Annotated in this window: 11 protein-coding genes and 1 tRNA gene; all 12 read left to right on the top strand. The window is 60.7% G+C overall.

What is annotated here, in order from left to right; all coding sequences use genetic code 11:
• The first annotated feature begins 106 nt into the window (after positions 1-106).
• The 12 genes from ACUCV0_RS23535 to fusA all read left to right on the top strand — a co-directional run bounded on the left by ACUCV0_RS23535 (position 107) and on the right by fusA (position 15,318).
• Positions 107-182, top strand: a tRNA-Trp gene (locus ACUCV0_RS23535).
• Between the two features lie 35 nt (positions 183-217).
• The gene (gene secE, locus ACUCV0_RS23530; protein ID WP_059316468.1) at positions 218-586 is read left to right on the top strand and encodes a preprotein translocase subunit SecE; all 369 of its coding nucleotides are present in this window, start codon (positions 218-220) and stop codon (positions 584-586) included.
• Between the two features lie 11 nt (positions 587-597).
• Positions 598-1,131, top strand: coding sequence for a transcription termination/antitermination protein NusG (nusG, locus tag ACUCV0_RS23525; RefSeq protein WP_007163096.1), 534 nt, complete (start codon positions 598-600; stop codon positions 1,129-1,131).
• A gap of 112 nt (positions 1,132-1,243) precedes the next feature.
• A complete protein-coding gene (gene rplK, locus ACUCV0_RS23520) occupies positions 1,244-1,675 on the top strand; it encodes a 50S ribosomal protein L11 (protein WP_007163095.1) in 432 nt (143 codons plus the stop codon).
• Positions 1,675-2,370 carry a 50S ribosomal protein L1 gene (rplA, locus tag ACUCV0_RS23515; protein ID WP_017641867.1) on the top strand — a complete coding sequence of 232 codons (696 nt, stop codon included), beginning with the start codon at positions 1,675-1,677 and terminating at the stop codon, positions 2,368-2,370. The genes rplK and rplA overlap by 1 nt, the downstream gene beginning before the upstream one ends.
• Positions 2,371-2,578: 208 nt before the next feature.
• Positions 2,579-3,079, top strand: a complete 501-nt coding sequence (gene rplJ / locus ACUCV0_RS23510) for a 50S ribosomal protein L10 (RefSeq protein ID WP_059316467.1) — start codon at positions 2,579-2,581, stop codon at positions 3,077-3,079.
• Positions 3,080-3,158: 79 nt separating this feature from the next.
• On the top strand, positions 3,159-3,527 hold the full coding sequence (gene rplL / locus ACUCV0_RS23505) for a 50S ribosomal protein L7/L12 (RefSeq protein ID WP_059316466.1): 369 nt from the start codon (positions 3,159-3,161) through the stop codon (positions 3,525-3,527).
• Positions 3,528-3,752: 225 nt separating this feature from the next.
• On the top strand, positions 3,753-7,826 hold the full coding sequence (rpoB, locus tag ACUCV0_RS23500) for a DNA-directed RNA polymerase subunit beta (RefSeq protein WP_059316465.1): 4,074 nt from the start codon (positions 3,753-3,755) through the stop codon (positions 7,824-7,826).
• Between the two features lie 62 nt (positions 7,827-7,888).
• Entirely contained in the window at positions 7,889-12,088 is a 4,200-nt protein-coding gene (gene rpoC / locus ACUCV0_RS23495) for a DNA-directed RNA polymerase subunit beta' (protein ID WP_007163090.1), read from the top strand.
• A gap of 165 nt (positions 12,089-12,253) precedes the next feature.
• Positions 12,254-12,625, top strand: coding sequence for a 30S ribosomal protein S12 (gene rpsL / locus ACUCV0_RS23490; RefSeq protein WP_058765563.1), 372 nt, complete (start codon positions 12,254-12,256; stop codon positions 12,623-12,625).
• Between the two features lie 86 nt (positions 12,626-12,711).
• Positions 12,712-13,185, top strand: a complete 474-nt coding sequence (rpsG, locus tag ACUCV0_RS23485; protein WP_007163088.1) for a 30S ribosomal protein S7 — start codon at positions 12,712-12,714, stop codon at positions 13,183-13,185.
• Positions 13,186-13,215: 30 nt separating this feature from the next.
• A complete protein-coding gene (gene fusA / locus ACUCV0_RS23480) occupies positions 13,216-15,318 on the top strand; it encodes an elongation factor G (protein WP_059316464.1) in 2,103 nt (700 codons plus the stop codon).
• The last annotated feature ends 43 nt before the right edge of the window (positions 15,319-15,361 follow it).

Here is a 15,361-nt window from a genome sequence, read left to right as displayed (position 1 = left end):
TGAAGGCGGTCGTACCGTCGGCGCCGGCGTGGTTGCCAAGATCATCGAGTAATCGATTGATCTTGGGCTGTTAGGCCGGCATAATGGTCGGCCTGATTCAAGTTACAGGCCAGTAGCTCAATTGGCAGAGCGGCGGTCTCCAAAACCGCAGGTTGGGGGTTCGATTCCCTCCTGGCCTGCCAGATTTATATCTGGCACTCCTTACAGGATTCATGCAATGAGCATCAAGGCGGAAGCCAAAGAGTCGCGCTTCGATGCGCTGAAGTGGCTGGTGGTTGTCGTTCTGGTGGTGATCGGTGTTGTTGCCAATCATTACTTCGCTGCTCAGTCCATCCTGTATCGAGTGGTAGGTCTGTTGGTGCTGGCAGCTATCGCTGCCTTTGTTGCCCTGCAGACCGCCAAAGGGCAAGCCTTCTTCGGTTTGCTGAAAGACGCCCGTACCGAGATTCGCAAGGTTGTCTGGCCTACTCGGCAAGAGACCACCCAGACCACGCTGATCGTGGTCGCCGTGGTGCTCGTGATGGCTTTGTTGTTGTGGGGGCTCGACTCCCTGCTCGGTTGGCTAGTTTCCACGATTGTTGGTTGAAAGGGTTCGCCGTGGCTAAGCGTTGGTACGTCGTGCATGCCTACTCGGGTTACGAGAAGCATGTCATGCGTTCGTTGATCGAGCGCGTCAAGCTGCACGAAATGGAAGACCAGTTCGGCGACATTCTGGTGCCCACCGAAGAAGTGGTGGAAATGCGCAATGGCCAGAAGCGTAAAAGCGAGCGCAAGTTTTTCCCGGGCTATGTCCTGGTGCAGATGGAGATGAACGAAGGGACTTGGCACTTGGTCAAGGATACCCCTCGCGTCATGGGCTTCATCGGCGGTACCGCCGACAAGCCGGCACCCATCACCGATCGTGAGGCGGATGCGATTCTGCGTCGTGTCTCCGATAGCAGCGACAAGCCCAAGCCGAAGACCTTGTTCGAGGCGGGTGAGACGGTTCGAGTCGTAGACGGTCCGTTCGCCGACTTCAATGGTGTCGTCGAAGAAGTGAATTACGAAAAGAGCCGCATCCATGTGGCGGTACTGATCTTTGGTCGGTCGACCCCCGTGGAGCTCGAGTTCAGCCAGGTCGAAAAGGTCTAGGTTGTCCACATCCCTCACCCCGTAGCCCAGGCTGCGGGGTTTTGTCGTCACTGGGATATAGCAAGTAATTGGGGAGCCCCACGGGGCGTTGAACCCATCATTGGAGTAGCACATGGCTAAGAAGATTCAGGCTTACATCAAGCTGCAGGTTAAGGCCGCCCAAGCCAACCCGAGCCCGCCAGTCGGCCCGGCGTTGGGTCAGCACGGCGTCAATATCATGGAATTCTGCAAGGCGTTCAACGCCCGCACCCAGGGCATGGAGCCCGGTCTGCCCACTCCGGTGATCATCACCGTGTACAGCGACCGTAGCTTCACCTTCGAAATCAAGAGCACCCCGGCATCCGTGCTGCTCAAGAAGGCTGCTGGCATCCAGAGCGGTTCCGCTCGTCCCAACAGCCAGAAGGTTGGTACCGTCACCCGTGCCCAGCTGGAAGAGATCGCCAAGACCAAGAATGCCGATCTCACCGCCGCCGATATGGACGCCGCTGTGCGCACCATCGCCGGTTCCGCTCGTAGCATGGGTCTGAATGTGGAGGGCGTGTAATGGCCAAGCTCACTAAGCGTCAAAAGGCTATCGCCGAAAAAATCCAGGCCGGCAAGCAGTACGGCTTCGAAGAAGCTGCGGCCCTGCTGGCCGAGCTGTCCACCATCAAGTTCAAGGAGTCCATCGACGTCTCCGTGAACCTGGGTGTGGATCCGCGTAAATCCGACCAGGTCGTTCGTGGCGCCACCGTGTTGCCCAATGGCACTGGCAAGTCGGTTCGCGTTGCCGTGTTCACCCAGGGTGCCAACGCCGAAGCCGCGCTGGCTGCCGGTGCTGAAAGAGTCGGCATGGACGACCTGGCTGCCGAGATGAAGGGCGGCGACCTGAACTACGACGTGGTCATCGCCTCGCCGGACGCCATGCGCGTTGTCGGTCAGTTGGGTCAGCTGCTCGGCCCGCGCGGTCTGATGCCCAACCCCAAGGTTGGCACCGTGACCCCGGACGTCGCTACCGCCGTCAAGAATGCCAAGGCTGGTCAGGTGCGTTTCCGTACCGACAAGAACGGCATCATCCACGCTTCCGTTGGCAAGATCGATTTCGAGCCCGTGAAGCTGAAGCAGAACGTTGAAGCTCTGCTGGCCGACCTGAAGCGCCTGAAGCCCTCGACCTCCAAGGGCATCTACGTCAAGCGCATCACCCTGAGCTCCACCATGGGCCCGGGTCTGCAGATCGATCAGGCTTCCCTGGAAGCCTAAGCAAGATACAAGTCGCTGTGCCTTCGGGCGCGGCGTCAAGATTGGGGTCCCTGCCTGGCGGGGGCTGTCCAAGACCGTAGGGGACGCAAGTCTTAAACCGGGGAAACCCCAGCCTACGCAGATGGTGCTCCCGATTCGGTTACCGAGTCAGACACCAAAACGCCGCCCAGTCCATCGGGCGAAACGGTAACATCCAGGAGTTAAACCCGTGGCAATCAAACTCGAAGACAAGAAGGCTATCGTCGCTGAAGTCAACGAGGCTGCCCAAGGTGCCCTGTCCGCTGTCGTGGCCGATGCCCGTGGCGTGACTGTGGGTGCCATGACCGGACTCCGTAAAGAGGCCCGCGCGGCTGGTGTCTATGTACGTGTCGTACGTAACACCCTGCTGCGTCGTGCCGTTGAAGGCACGTCTTTCGACGTTCTCAACGACACCTTCAAGGGCCCGACCCTGATCGCGTTCTCCAAGGAGCATCCGGGCGCCGCCGCCCGTATCTTCAAGGATTTCGCCAAGGGTCAGGACAAGTTCGAGATCAAGGCCGCCGCGTTCGAAGGCAAGCTCATCCCGGCTAACCAGATCGACGTACTGGCAACCCTGCCGACCTACGACGAAGCTGTGTCCCAGCTGATGAGTGTCATCCAGGGCGCTACCAGCAAGCTGGCTCGTACCCTCGCCGCCATTCGCGACCAAAAGGAAGCTGCCGCCGCCTAATCGTGCGTGCTGCGTTTCCTGCAAGTCTTTCTTATTATTTGCGGCCTGAAGCCGCACCCTGTTATAGGAATCTAGAGTCATGGCTCTGACCAACGAAGACATCATCAACGCCGTATCCGAAATGTCCGTCATGCAAGTGGTGGAACTGATCAAGGCGATGGAAGAGAAGTTCGGCGTGACCGCTGCTGCCGCCGCCGCTGCTGGCCCGGCTGCTGCCGCTGCCGTCGTCGAAGAGCAGACCGAATTCACCATCATGTTGACCGAGACCGGCGACAAGAAAGTGAACGTCATCAAGGTCGTTCGTGAACTGACCGGCCTGGGCCTGAAAGAAGCCAAGGCTGTCGTTGACGGCGCCCCGGGCGTGGTCAAGGAAGGCGTCTCCAAAGAGGAAGGCGAAGCTGCCAAGAAGGCTCTGGAAGAAGCAGGCGCCAAGGTCGAGCTCAAGTAAGTTCGGTTCTTGCGTCTACAGCCGCAACGTTTCACGTTCGGCTGATGGCTGGTGGCGAACGCCACCGGCCTTTTGCCGTTTTGTACAGAGCGAGCATATCCGCCTGACAAGATGCGCTTTATCCACCTCGCTCTCGGGGTGCGGCAAACCAAAGGGTTTGCACGATTTTCCGGCTGCTCCCGTCGGAGAGGCCAAACAAGCTGGTGACCAAGCTGGGGAACGCTGATGGCTTACTCATACACTGAGAAAAAACGTATCCGCAAGGACTTTAGCAAGTTGCCGCACGTCATGGACGTGCCTTATTTGCTGGCTATCCAACTGGATTCGTACCGCGAATTCCTGCAGGCGGGCGCAGGCAAAGACCAGTTCCGCGATATCGGCCTGCATGCGGCCTTCAAGTCCGTTTTCCCGATTATCAGCTATTCCGGCAATGCGGCCCTGGAATACGTCGGCTATCGCCTGGGCGAGCCGGCTTTCGATGTGAAGGAATGCGTCCTGCGCGGCGTGACCTTCGCCGTCCCGCTGCGAGTCAAGGTTCGCCTGATCATTTTCGACCGTGAGTCGTCGAACAAGGCGATCAAGGACATCAAGGAGCAGGAAGTCTACATGGGGGAAATCCCCCTGATGACCGAGAACGGTACCTTCATCATCAATGGTACCGAGCGTGTCATCGTGTCCCAGCTGCACCGCAGCCCGGGCGTGTTCTTCGATCACGACCGCGGCAAGACGCACAGCTCGGGCAAGCTGCTGTACTCGGCACGCATCATCCCCTACCGCGGCTCCTGGCTGGACTTCGAGTTCGATCCCAAAGACGCTGTGTTCGTCCGTATCGACCGTCGCCGCAAGCTGCCGGCCTCGGTACTGCTGCGCGCGCTCGGCTACAGCACCGAAGAGGTGCTGGATGCGTTCTATGACACCAACACCTTCCATATCAAAGGTGAAATGCTGACGTTCGAGCTGGTACCCCAGCGTCTGCGCGGCGACATTGCCAGCTTCGACATCAAGGATGGCAGCGGCAAGGTGATCGTGGAGCAGGGCCGCCGTGTGACCGCTCGCCACATCAATCAGCTGGAAAAGTCCGGTCTGAGCGAGCTGGAAGTACCCTTCGATTACGTCATTGGCCGTACCACCGCCAAGGCCGTCGTGCATCCGTCCACTGGCGAGATCATCGCCGAGTGCAACACCGAACTGACCCTGGACATTCTGGCCAAGATGGCCAAGGCCAATGTCGTGCGGTTCGAGACGCTGTACACCAACGACATCGACTGTGGTCCCTTCATCTCCGATACCCTGAAGATCGACTCCACCGGCAACCAGCTGGAAGCCCTGGTCGAGATCTACCGGATGATGCGTCCTGGCGAGCCGCCGACCAAGGAAGCTGCCGAGACCCTGTTCAACAACCTGTTCTTCAGCGCCGAGCGTTACGACCTGTCCGCCGTCGGCCGCATGAAGTTCAACCGCCGTATCGGTCGCGACGCCATCGAAGGCTCGGGTGTCCTCAGCCGCGAAGACATCGTCGACGTGCTCAAGACCCTGGTCGACATCCGTAACGGCAAGGGCATCGTCGACGACATCGACCACCTGGGTAACCGCCGTGTCCGTTGCGTCGGTGAAATGGCCGAGAACCAGTTCCGCGTGGGCCTGGTGCGGGTAGAGCGTGCCGTCAAGGAACGCCTGTCCATGGCCGAAAGCGAAGGCCTGATGCCGCAGGATCTGATCAACGCCAAGCCGGTGGCTGCCGCGATCAAGGAATTCTTCGGCTCCAGCCAGCTGTCCCAGTTCATGGACCAGAACAACCCGCTGTCGGAGATCACCCACAAGCGTCGTGTCTCCGCACTCGGCCCGGGCGGTCTGACCCGTGAGCGCGCCGGTTTCGAAGTTCGTGACGTACACCCGACGCACTACGGCCGGGTCTGCCCGATCGAAACGCCGGAAGGCCCGAACATCGGCCTGATCAACTCCCTGGCTGCCTATGCTCGCACCAACCAGTACGGCTTCCTCGAAAGCCCGTATCGCATGGTCAAGGACGGCGTGGCCACCGACGAGATCGTTTTCCTGTCGGCCATCGAAGAAGCCAACCACGTGATCGCCCAGGCCTCCGCAGGGCTGGACGAGAACAACCGGCTGATCGACGAGCTGGTGGCCGTGCGTCACCTGAACGAATTCACCGTGAAGGCGCCCGAAGACGTCACCCTGATGGACGTTTCGCCCAAGCAGGTCGTTTCCGTCGCTGCCTCGCTGATTCCGTTCCTCGAGCACGACGACGCCAACCGCGCGCTGATGGGTTCCAACATGCAGCGTCAGGCCGTGCCGACCCTGCGTTCGGACAAGCCGCTGGTAGGTACCGGCATGGAGCGCAACGTCGCCCGTGACTCCGGCGTCTGCGTCGTGGCTCGCCGTGGCGGTGTGATCGACTCCGTCGATGCCAGCCGTATCGTGGTGCGTGTCAACGATGACGAAGTCGAGACCGGTGAAGCCGGCGTCGACATCTACAACCTGACCAAGTACACCCGTTCCAATCAGAACACCTGCATCAACCAGCGTCCGCTGGTGAGCAAGGGTGATCAGGTGGCCAAGTTCGACATCCTGGCCGATGGCCCCTCGACCGACATGGGCGAGCTGGCACTGGGTCAGAACATGCGCGTGGCCTTCATGCCCTGGAACGGCTTCAACTTCGAAGACTCCATCTGTCTGTCGGAGCGCGTGGTTCAGGAAGACCGCTTCACCACCATCCACATCCAGGAACTGACCTGTGTGGCCCGTGACACCAAGCTCGGCCCGGAGGAGATCACCTCCGACATCCCGAACGTGGGTGAGGCTGCGCTGAACAAGCTGGACGAGGCGGGTATCGTCTATGTCGGTGCCGAGGTCGGTGCCGGTGACATCCTGGTCGGCAAGGTCACGCCCAAGGGCGAAACCCAGCTGACCCCGGAAGAGAAGCTGCTGCGCGCCATCTTCGGTGAGAAGGCCAGCGACGTTAAGGACACCTCCCTGCGCGTGCCCACCGGCACCAAGGGTACCGTCATCGACGTCCAGGTCTTCACCCGTGACGGCGTCGAGCGTGACTCCCGCGCCCTGGCCATCGAGAAGTCCCAGCTCGACGAGATCCGTAAGGATCTGAACGAAGAGTTCCGCATCGTCGAAGGCGCGACCTTCGAGCGTCTGCGTCAGGCCTTGGTGGGTCAAGTCGCCGAGGGCGGTCCGGCAGTCAAGAAGGGTGCCGTCATCACCGACGAGTACCTGAATGGCCTCGAGCGCGGTCAGTGGTTCAAGCTGCGCATGGCGGAAGATGCTCACAACGAGCAGCTGGAAAAGGCCCAGGCCTACCTGTCCGACCGTCGCCAGCTGCTGGACGACAAGTTCGAAGACAAGAAGCGCAAGCTGCAGCAGGGCGATGACCTGGCACCGGGCGTACTGAAGATCGTCAAGGTCTACCTCGCCATCAAGCGCCGCATCCAGCCGGGCGACAAGATGGCCGGTCGTCACGGTAACAAGGGTGTGGTCTCGGTGATCATGCCGGTCGAAGACATGCCCTACGACGCCAACGGCACACCGGTGGACATCGTGCTCAACCCGCTGGGCGTACCCTCGCGGATGAACGTCGGTCAGATCCTTGAAACCCACCTGGGCCTCGCGGCCAAGGGCCTGGGCGAGAAGATCAACCTGATGCTCGAAGAGCAGCGCAAGGTCGCCGAACTGCGTGGCTTCCTGCACGAGATCTATAACGAGATCGGTGGCCGCCAGGAGAAGCTGGACGACCTGAGCGACCAGGAAATCCTCGACCTGGCTAAGAACCTGCGTGGCGGTGTTCCCATGGCCACGCCGGTATTCGACGGTGCCAAGGAGCGCGAGATCAAGGCTATGCTGAAGCTGGCCGATCTGCCCGAGAGCGGTCAGATGCGCCTGTACGATGGCCGCACTGGCAACGCCTTCGAGCGCACCACCACCGTTGGCTACATGTACATGCTCAAGCTGAACCACCTGGTGGACGACAAGATGCACGCCCGTTCCACTGGTTCCTACAGCCTGGTTACCCAGCAGCCGCTGGGTGGTAAGGCGCAGTTCGGTGGTCAGCGTTTCGGGGAGATGGAGGTCTGGGCACTGGAGGCCTATGGCGCGGCTTACACCCTGCAGGAAATGCTCACGGTGAAGTCGGACGATGTGAACGGCCGGACCAAGATGTACAAGAACATCGTGGACGGGGATCACCGCATGGAGGCCGGCATGCCCGAGTCCTTCAACGTGTTGATCAAGGAAATCCGCTCGCTCGGCATCGATATCGAACTGGAAACCGAATAACACGAGACCCTAGAGGATGCGGCCGCGCGGCGGCCGCATCCGGTCCGTGAGGAGGAAAGGCCTTGAAAGACTTGCTCAATCTGTTGAAAAACCAGGGTCAACTCGAGGAGTTCGATGCCATCCGTATCGGTCTGGCCTCGCCCGAGATGATTCGCTCCTGGTCGTTCGGTGAAGTTAAGAAGCCGGAGACCATCAACTACCGTACCTTCAAGCCGGAGCGCGACGGTCTGTTCTGCGCCAAGATCTTTGGCCCGGTCAAGGACTACGAGTGCCTGTGCGGAAAGTACAAGCGTCTCAAGCATCGCGGCGTGATCTGCGAGAAGTGCGGCGTGGAAGTCGCCCTGGCCAAGGTGCGCCGCGAGCGCATGGGCCACATCGAGCTGGCTTCGCCCGTTGCCCACATCTGGTTCCTGAAGTCGCTGCCGTCCCGTATCGGCCTGCTGCTGGACATGACCCTGCGTGACATCGAGCGCGTGCTCTATTTCGAGAGCTACGTGGTGATCGATCCGGGCATGACCACCCTCGAGAAGTATCAGCTGCTCAACGACGAGCAGTACTTCGAGGCCCTGGAAGAATTCGGTGACGACTTCGACGCCCGCATGGGTGCGGAAGCCGTATTCCAGCTGCTCGGCGCCATTGATCTGGAGCACGAGATCGGCCGCCTGCGCGAAGAGATTCCGCAGACCAATTCCGAGACCAAGATCAAGAAGCTGTCCAAGCGCCTGAAGCTGATGGAAGCCTTCCAGGGCTCCGGCAACAAGCCGGAGTGGATGGTCATGACCGTGCTGCCCGTGCTGCCGCCGGATCTGCGTCCGCTGGTGCCGCTGGATGGCGGCCGCTTCGCGACCTCCGACCTGAACGACCTCTATCGTCGCGTCATCAACCGGAACAACCGCCTCAAGCGGCTGCTCGACCTCGCCGCGCCCGACATCATCGTGCGCAACGAGAAGCGCATGCTGCAGGAAGCCGTCGACGCCCTGCTGGATAACGGCCGTCGCGGTCGCGCCATCACCGGTTCCAACAAGCGCCCGCTGAAGTCCCTGGCCGACATGATCAAGGGCAAGCAGGGTCGTTTCCGTCAGAACCTGCTGGGCAAGCGCGTCGACTACTCCGGTCGTTCCGTGATCACCGTGGGTCCGACCCTGCGTCTGCACCAGTGCGGCCTGCCCAAGAAGATGGCCCTGGAGCTGTTCAAGCCTTTCATCTTCGGCAAGCTGGAAGCCCGTGGCATGGCGACCACCATCAAGGCCGCCAAGAAGATGGTCGAGCGCGAGCTGCCCGAGGTCTGGGACGTTCTCGCCGAAGTCATCCGCGAACACCCCGTGCTGCTCAACCGCGCCCCGACCCTGCACCGTCTGGGTATCCAGGCGTTCGAGCCGGTCCTCATCGAAGGCAAGGCCATCCAGCTGCACCCGCTGGTCTGCGCCGCGTACAACGCCGACTTCGACGGTGACCAGATGGCCGTGCACGTGCCGCTGACGCTGGAAGCCCAGCTGGAAGCGCGCGCCCTGATGATGTCGACCAACAACATCCTGTCGCCCGCCAACGGCGAGCCGATCATCGTGCCGTCGCAGGACGTGGTTCTAGGTCTGTACTACATGACCCGCGAAGCCATCAACGCCAAGGGCGAGGGCCGCGTGTTCGCCGACCTGCAGGAAGTCGATCGCGTCTTCCGTGCCGGCGAAGCCGCACTGCATGCCAAGGTCAAGGTGCGCATCAACGAGACCATCCGTCACAAGGACGGCAGCCTGACCAAGAACACCCGCATCGTCGACACCACCGTCGGCCGTGCGCTGCTGTTCCAGGTCGTGCCCGCCGGTCTGCCGTACGACGTGGTCAACCAGTCGATGAAGAAGAAGGCCATCTCCAAGCTGATCAACCACTGCTACCGCGTGGTGGGTCTGAAGGATACCGTCATCTTCGCCGACCAGCTGATGTACACCGGTTTCGCCTATTCGACCCTGTCTGGCGTCTCCATCGGCGTCAATGACTTCGTCATTCCGGACGAGAAGGCTCGCATCATCGATGCCGCCACCGCCGAAGTGAAGGAGATCGAGAGCCAGTACGCCTCCGGCCTGGTGACTCAGGGCGAGAAGTACAACAAGGTGATCGACCTCTGGTCGAAGGCCAACGACGAAGTGTCCAAGGCGATGATGACCAACCTCTCGAAAGAGAAGGTCATCGACCGCGAGGGCAAGGAAGTCGACCAGGAGTCCTTCAACTCCATGTACATGATGGCCGATTCCGGCGCCCGGGGTTCCGCGGCCCAGATTCGTCAGCTCGCCGGCATGCGTGGCCTGATGGCCAAGCCGGACGGCTCCATCATCGAAACGCCCATCACCGCCAACTTCCGTGAAGGCCTGAACGTACTCCAGTACTTCATCTCCACCCACGGCGCCCGTAAGGGTCTGGCGGATACCGCACTGAAGACCGCGAACTCCGGTTACCTGACCCGTCGTCTCGTCGACGTGGCCCAGGATCTGGTAGTGACCGAGGTCGATTGCGGTACCGAGCGTGGCCTGATCATGACTCCGCACATCGAAGGCGGTGACGTGGTCGAGCCCCTGGGTGAGCGCGTTCTGGGTCGAGTCATCGCCCGTGACGTGCCCAAGCCGGGTACCGAAGAGATCATCGTGCCTGCAGGCACCCTGGTCGACGAGCGCTGGGTCGAGTTCCTCGAGCTCAATAGCGTCGACGAAGTCGTGGTGCGTTCGCCGATCACCTGCGAAACCCGTCATGGCATCTGCGCCAAGTGCTACGGTCGCGATCTGGCTCGCGGTCACCAGGTCAACATTGGTGAAGCGGTCGGCGTCATCGCCGCCCAGTCCATCGGTGAGCCGGGTACCCAGCTGACCATGCGTACCTTCCACATCGGTGGTGCGGCCAGCCGGACCTCTGCGGCAGACAGCGTCCAGGTCAAGAACGGCGGTGCCATCCGCCTGCACAACCTGAAGCACGTCGAACGTGCCGATGGCGCCCTGGTTGCCGTATCCCGTTCCGGCGAGCTGGCCATTGCCGATGAATTCGGTCGTGAGCGCGAGCGCTACAAGCTGCCCTACGGTGCCGTGATTTCGGTCAAGGAAGGCGACAAGGTCGACGCTGGCGCTATCGTCGCCAAGTGGGACCCGCACACCCACCCCATCGTCACCGAGATGGACGGTACCGTGGCCTTCGTCGGTATGGAGGAGGGCATCACCATCAAGCGCCAGACCGACGAACTGACCGGTCTGACCAACATCGAGGTGCTCGACGCCAAGGATCGCCCGACTTCCGGCAAGGACATCCGTCCGGCGGTCAAGCTGATCGACGCCAATGGCAAGGACCTGCTGCTGCCGGGTACCGACGTACCGGCCCAGTACTTCCTGCCGCCGAACGCGCTGGTCAACCTGAGTGACGGTGCCAAGGTGCATGTGGGTGACGTCATCGCACGTATCCCCCAGGAAACCTCCAAGACCCGCGACATCACCGGTGGTCTGCCCCGCGTGGCCGATCTCTTCGAGGCGCGTCGTCCCAAGGAGCCGGCAATCCTGGCCGAGATCAGCGGTACCATCTCCTTCGGCAAGGAAACCAAGGGCAAGCGTCGCCTGGTCATTACGCCGACCGACGGCACCGATCCCTATGAGGAGCTGATTCCGAAGTGGCGCCACCTGAACGTCTTCGAAGGCGAGCAGGTAAGCCGCGGCGAAGTCATCTCCGATGGTCCGAGCAACCCGCACGACATCCTGCGCCTGCTGGGTGTCAGCGCGCTGGCCAAGTACATCGTCAACGAGATCCAGGACGTGTACCGCCTGCAGGGCGTGAAGATCAACGACAAGCACATCGAGACCATCCTGCGGCAGATGCTGCGCAAGGTCGAGGTGAGCGATACCGGTGATTCGAGCTTCATCAAGGGCGACCAGGTCGAACTGACCCACGTCCTGGAAGAGAACGAGCAGCTGGTCGGCAATGATCGTTTCGTCGCCAAGTACGAGCGTGTTCTGCTGGGTATCACCAAGGCCTCGCTGTCCACCGAGTCCTTCATCTCGGCTGCTTCGTTCCAGGAGACCACCCGTGTCCTGACCGAGGCTGCCGTGACTGGCAAGCGCGACTTCCTGCGCGGCCTGAAGGAAAACGTGGTGGTGGGTCGTCTGATCCCGGCCGGTACCGGTCTGGCCTACCACAGCGAGCGCAAGCGTCAGCGCGAACTCGGCAAGCCGCAGCGCGTGAGCGCCAGCGAGGCCGAGGCCGCTCTGACCGAAGCGCTGAACTCTAGCGCCAGCTGAGTTCGGTAGCAGGTCTAGCTTGACAAAGCCCCCGGCGCCCCAGGCGTCCGGGGGCTTTGTCTTGACTGGAGCGCCTAAGCTCTTTAGACTTTCGTTCCCCGAAAATGGGCAGGACTAACGTTCTGTCATTTCGTTTATGTCGCAAGACAATCAGTGGAGCTATAGATGGCAACTATCAACCAGCTGGTGCGTAGTGCACGCAAGCGTCTCGTCGAGAAATCCGACGTGCCTGCGCTGCAAAACTGCCCGCAACGTCGTGGCGTGTGCACTCGCGTGTACACCACCACTCCCAAGAAGCCCAACTCCGCACTGCGGAAGGTCTGCCGTGTGCGTCTGACCAACGGCTTCGAAGTCACCTCCTACATCGGTGGTGAAGGTCACAACCTGCAGGAACACAGCGTCGTGCTGATCCGCGGTGGCCGGGTCAAGGATCTGCCGGGTGTGCGTTATCACACCGTGCGCGGCTCGCTGGACACCACCGGTGTGAAGGACCGCAAGCAGGGCCGTTCCAAGTACGGCACCAAGCGTCCGAAGTAATCACCTTTCTTTTTGTTCGAGTCGATAAGAGTAAGGTCGGGCAGCGTGTCCCGAGCTAACCTGAAGACCGTTTTGAGGGCTTATCAATGCCAAGACGTCGTGTAGCGGCCAAGCGCGAAATACTTGACGATCCGAAATACGGAAGCCAGATCCTGGCCAAGTTCATGAACCACGTGATGGAGAGCGGCAAGAAAGCCGTTGCCGAGCGTATCGTTTATGGTGCTCTGGACAAGGTCAAAGAGCGTTCCAAGAATGCCGAACCCCTGGAAGTTTTCGAAAAAGCGCTCGACGCCATCGCTCCGCTGGTCGAAGTGAAGTCCCGCCGTGTCGGCGGTGCTACCTACCAGGTGCCGGTTGAGGTTCGTCCTTCCCGTCGTAATGCCCTGGCCATGCGCTGGCTGGTGGACTCCGCGCGCAAGCGCGGCGAAAAGTCCATGGCTCTGCGCCTGGCGGGTGAACTCATGGACGCTTTTGAAGGCAAGGGTGCCGCAGTCAAGAAGCGCGAAGACGTGCATCGCATGGCAGAAGCCAACAAGGCCTTCTCGCACTACCGCTTCTAAGCCTAGCGCTTCCAATCAAGCGAGGACCTTATGGCTCGTACAACCGCTATTAACCGCTACCGGAACATCGGTATCTGCGCCCACGTGGACGCAGGTAAGACGACTACTACCGAGCGGATTCTGTTCTACACCGGCGTGAACCACAAAATGGGTGAGGTTCATGACGGCGCTGCGACCATGGACTGGATGGTGCAGGAGCAGGAGCGTGGTATCACCATCACCTCCGCTGCCACCACCGCGTTCTGGTCCGGTTCGACCAAGCAGTACGACAAGTACCGCGTGAACATCATCGATACCCCCGGCCACGTGGACTTCACCATTGAGGTGGAGCGTTCCCTGCGCGTGCTGGATGGTGCGGTAGTGGTGTTCTGCGGCACCTCCGGTGTCGAGCCCCAGTCCGAAACCGTATGGCGTCAGGCCAACAAGTACGGCGTACCGCGTATCGTCTACGTCAACAAGATGGACCGTGCCGGTGCCAACTTCCTGCGCGTTGTCGAGCAGATCAAGAAGCGCCTGGGCCACACTCCGGTCCCGGTTCAGCTGGCAATCGGCTCGGAAGACAACTTCCAGGGTCAGATCGACCTGCTGAAGATGAAGGCCATCTTCTGGAACGACGACGATCAGGGCATGACCTACCGCGAGGAAGACATTCCTGCGGACATGCTGGCTGACGCCGAGCAGTGGCGCTCCAACATGGTCGAGGCTGCGGCCGAAGCCAACGAAGAGCTGATGAACAAGTACCTGGAAGGCGGCGAGCTGTCGATCGACGAGATCAAGGCCGGCCTGCGTCAGCGTACCATCGCCTGCGAAATCGTCCCGGCCGTCTGCGGTTCGTCCTTCAAGAACAAGGGTGTGCCCCTGGTTCTGGACGCCGTGATCGACTTCCTGCCGGCGCCCATCGAGATTCCCGCGATCAAGGGTACCAACCCGGACAACGAGGAAATCGCCGACGAGCGTCATGCAGACGACAACGAGCCCTTCTCGGCTCTGGCGTTCAAGATCGCGACCGACCCCTTCGTCGGTACCCTGACCTTCGCTCGCGTTTATTCGGGCGTCCTGAGCTCCGGTGACTCCGTCATCAACTCGGTGAAAGGCAAGAAAGAACGCGTCGGCCGTATGGTGCAGATGCACGCCAACACCCGTGAAGAGATCAAGGAAGTTCGCGCTGGCGACATCGCTGCCCTCATCGGCATGAAGGACGTCACCACCGGTGACACCCTGTGCTCGATCGAGAAGCCGATCATCCTCGAGCGCATGGACTTCCCGGAGCCGGTGATTTCGGTCGCCGTCGAGCCGAAGACCAAGGCCGACCAGGAAAAGATGGGTATCGCTCTGGGCAAGCTGGCTCAAGAAGATCCCTCGTTCCGCGTCAAGACCGACGAAGAGTCCGGTCAGACCATCATCTCCGGCATGGGCGAGCTGCACCTGGACATCCTGGTGGACCGCATGAAGCGCGAATTCGGCGTGGAAGCGAACATTGGTAAGCCTCAGGTCGCCTACCGCGAAACCATCCGCAACACCTGCGAGATCGAAGGCAAGTTCGTTCGTCAGTCGGGTGGTCGTGGTCAGTTCGGTCATTGCTGGATCCGCTTCGCGCCGGCTGACGAAGGTCAGGAAGGTCTGGAGTTCGTGAGCGAAGTCGTGGGTGGTGTGATTCCGAAGGAATACATCCCGGCGATCCAGAAGGGCATCGAAGAGCAGATGAAGAACGGTATCGTTGCCGGCTATCCGCTGCTCGGTCTGAAGGCCGCTGTATTCGATGGTTCCTACCATGACGTCGACTCCAACGAGATGGCGTTCAAGATCGCTGCCTCCATGGCGACCAAGCAGCTCACCCAGAAGGGTGGTGCCGTGCTGCTCGAGCCGATCATGAAGGTCGAGGTCGTGACCCCGGAAGACTACATGGGCGACGTCATGGGCGACCTGAATCGTCGTCGTGGCCTGATCCAGGGTATGGAAGACACCGTGACCGGCAAGGTCATCCGTGCCGAGGTTCCGCTGGGCGAGATGTTTGGCTACGCTACGGATGTCCGCTCCATGTCTCAGGGTCGCGCAAGCTACTCCATGGAGTTCTCCAAGTACTCCGAAGCTCCGTCGAACATCGCCGAAGCCATCATCAAGAAACAAGCTTAATCAGCGCTTTGACTAGAGGTTTTATCTCGTGGCTAAAGAAAAA

The sequence above is a fragment of the Pseudomonas sp. VMV1 genome (genome assembly GCF_056790235.1).
The sequence above is the reverse complement of the archived record's forward strand: the minus strand, read 5'-3'. Positions and strand labels throughout refer to the sequence as shown.

Bases quoted from the DNA above. Each gene is read 5' to 3' on its own strand.
- rplL (WP_059316466.1), top strand. From the start codon at position 3,159: ATGGCTCTGACCAACGAAGACATCATCAACGCCGTATCCGAAATGTCC.
- rplK (WP_007163095.1), top strand. From the start codon at position 1,244: ATGGCTAAGAAGATTCAGGCTTACATCAAGCTGCAGGTTAAGGCCGCC.
- fusA (WP_059316464.1), top strand. From the start codon at position 13,216: ATGGCTCGTACAACCGCTATTAACCGCTACCGGAACATCGGTATCTGC.
- secE (WP_059316468.1), top strand. From the start codon at position 218: ATGAGCATCAAGGCGGAAGCCAAAGAGTCGCGCTTCGATGCGCTGAAG.
- rplA (WP_017641867.1), top strand. From the start codon at position 1,675: ATGGCCAAGCTCACTAAGCGTCAAAAGGCTATCGCCGAAAAAATCCAG.
- rpsL (WP_058765563.1), top strand. From the start codon at position 12,254: ATGGCAACTATCAACCAGCTGGTGCGTAGTGCACGCAAGCGTCTCGTC.
- rpsG (WP_007163088.1), top strand. From the start codon at position 12,712: ATGCCAAGACGTCGTGTAGCGGCCAAGCGCGAAATACTTGACGATCCG.
- rpoB (WP_059316465.1), top strand. From the start codon at position 3,753: ATGGCTTACTCATACACTGAGAAAAAACGTATCCGCAAGGACTTTAGC.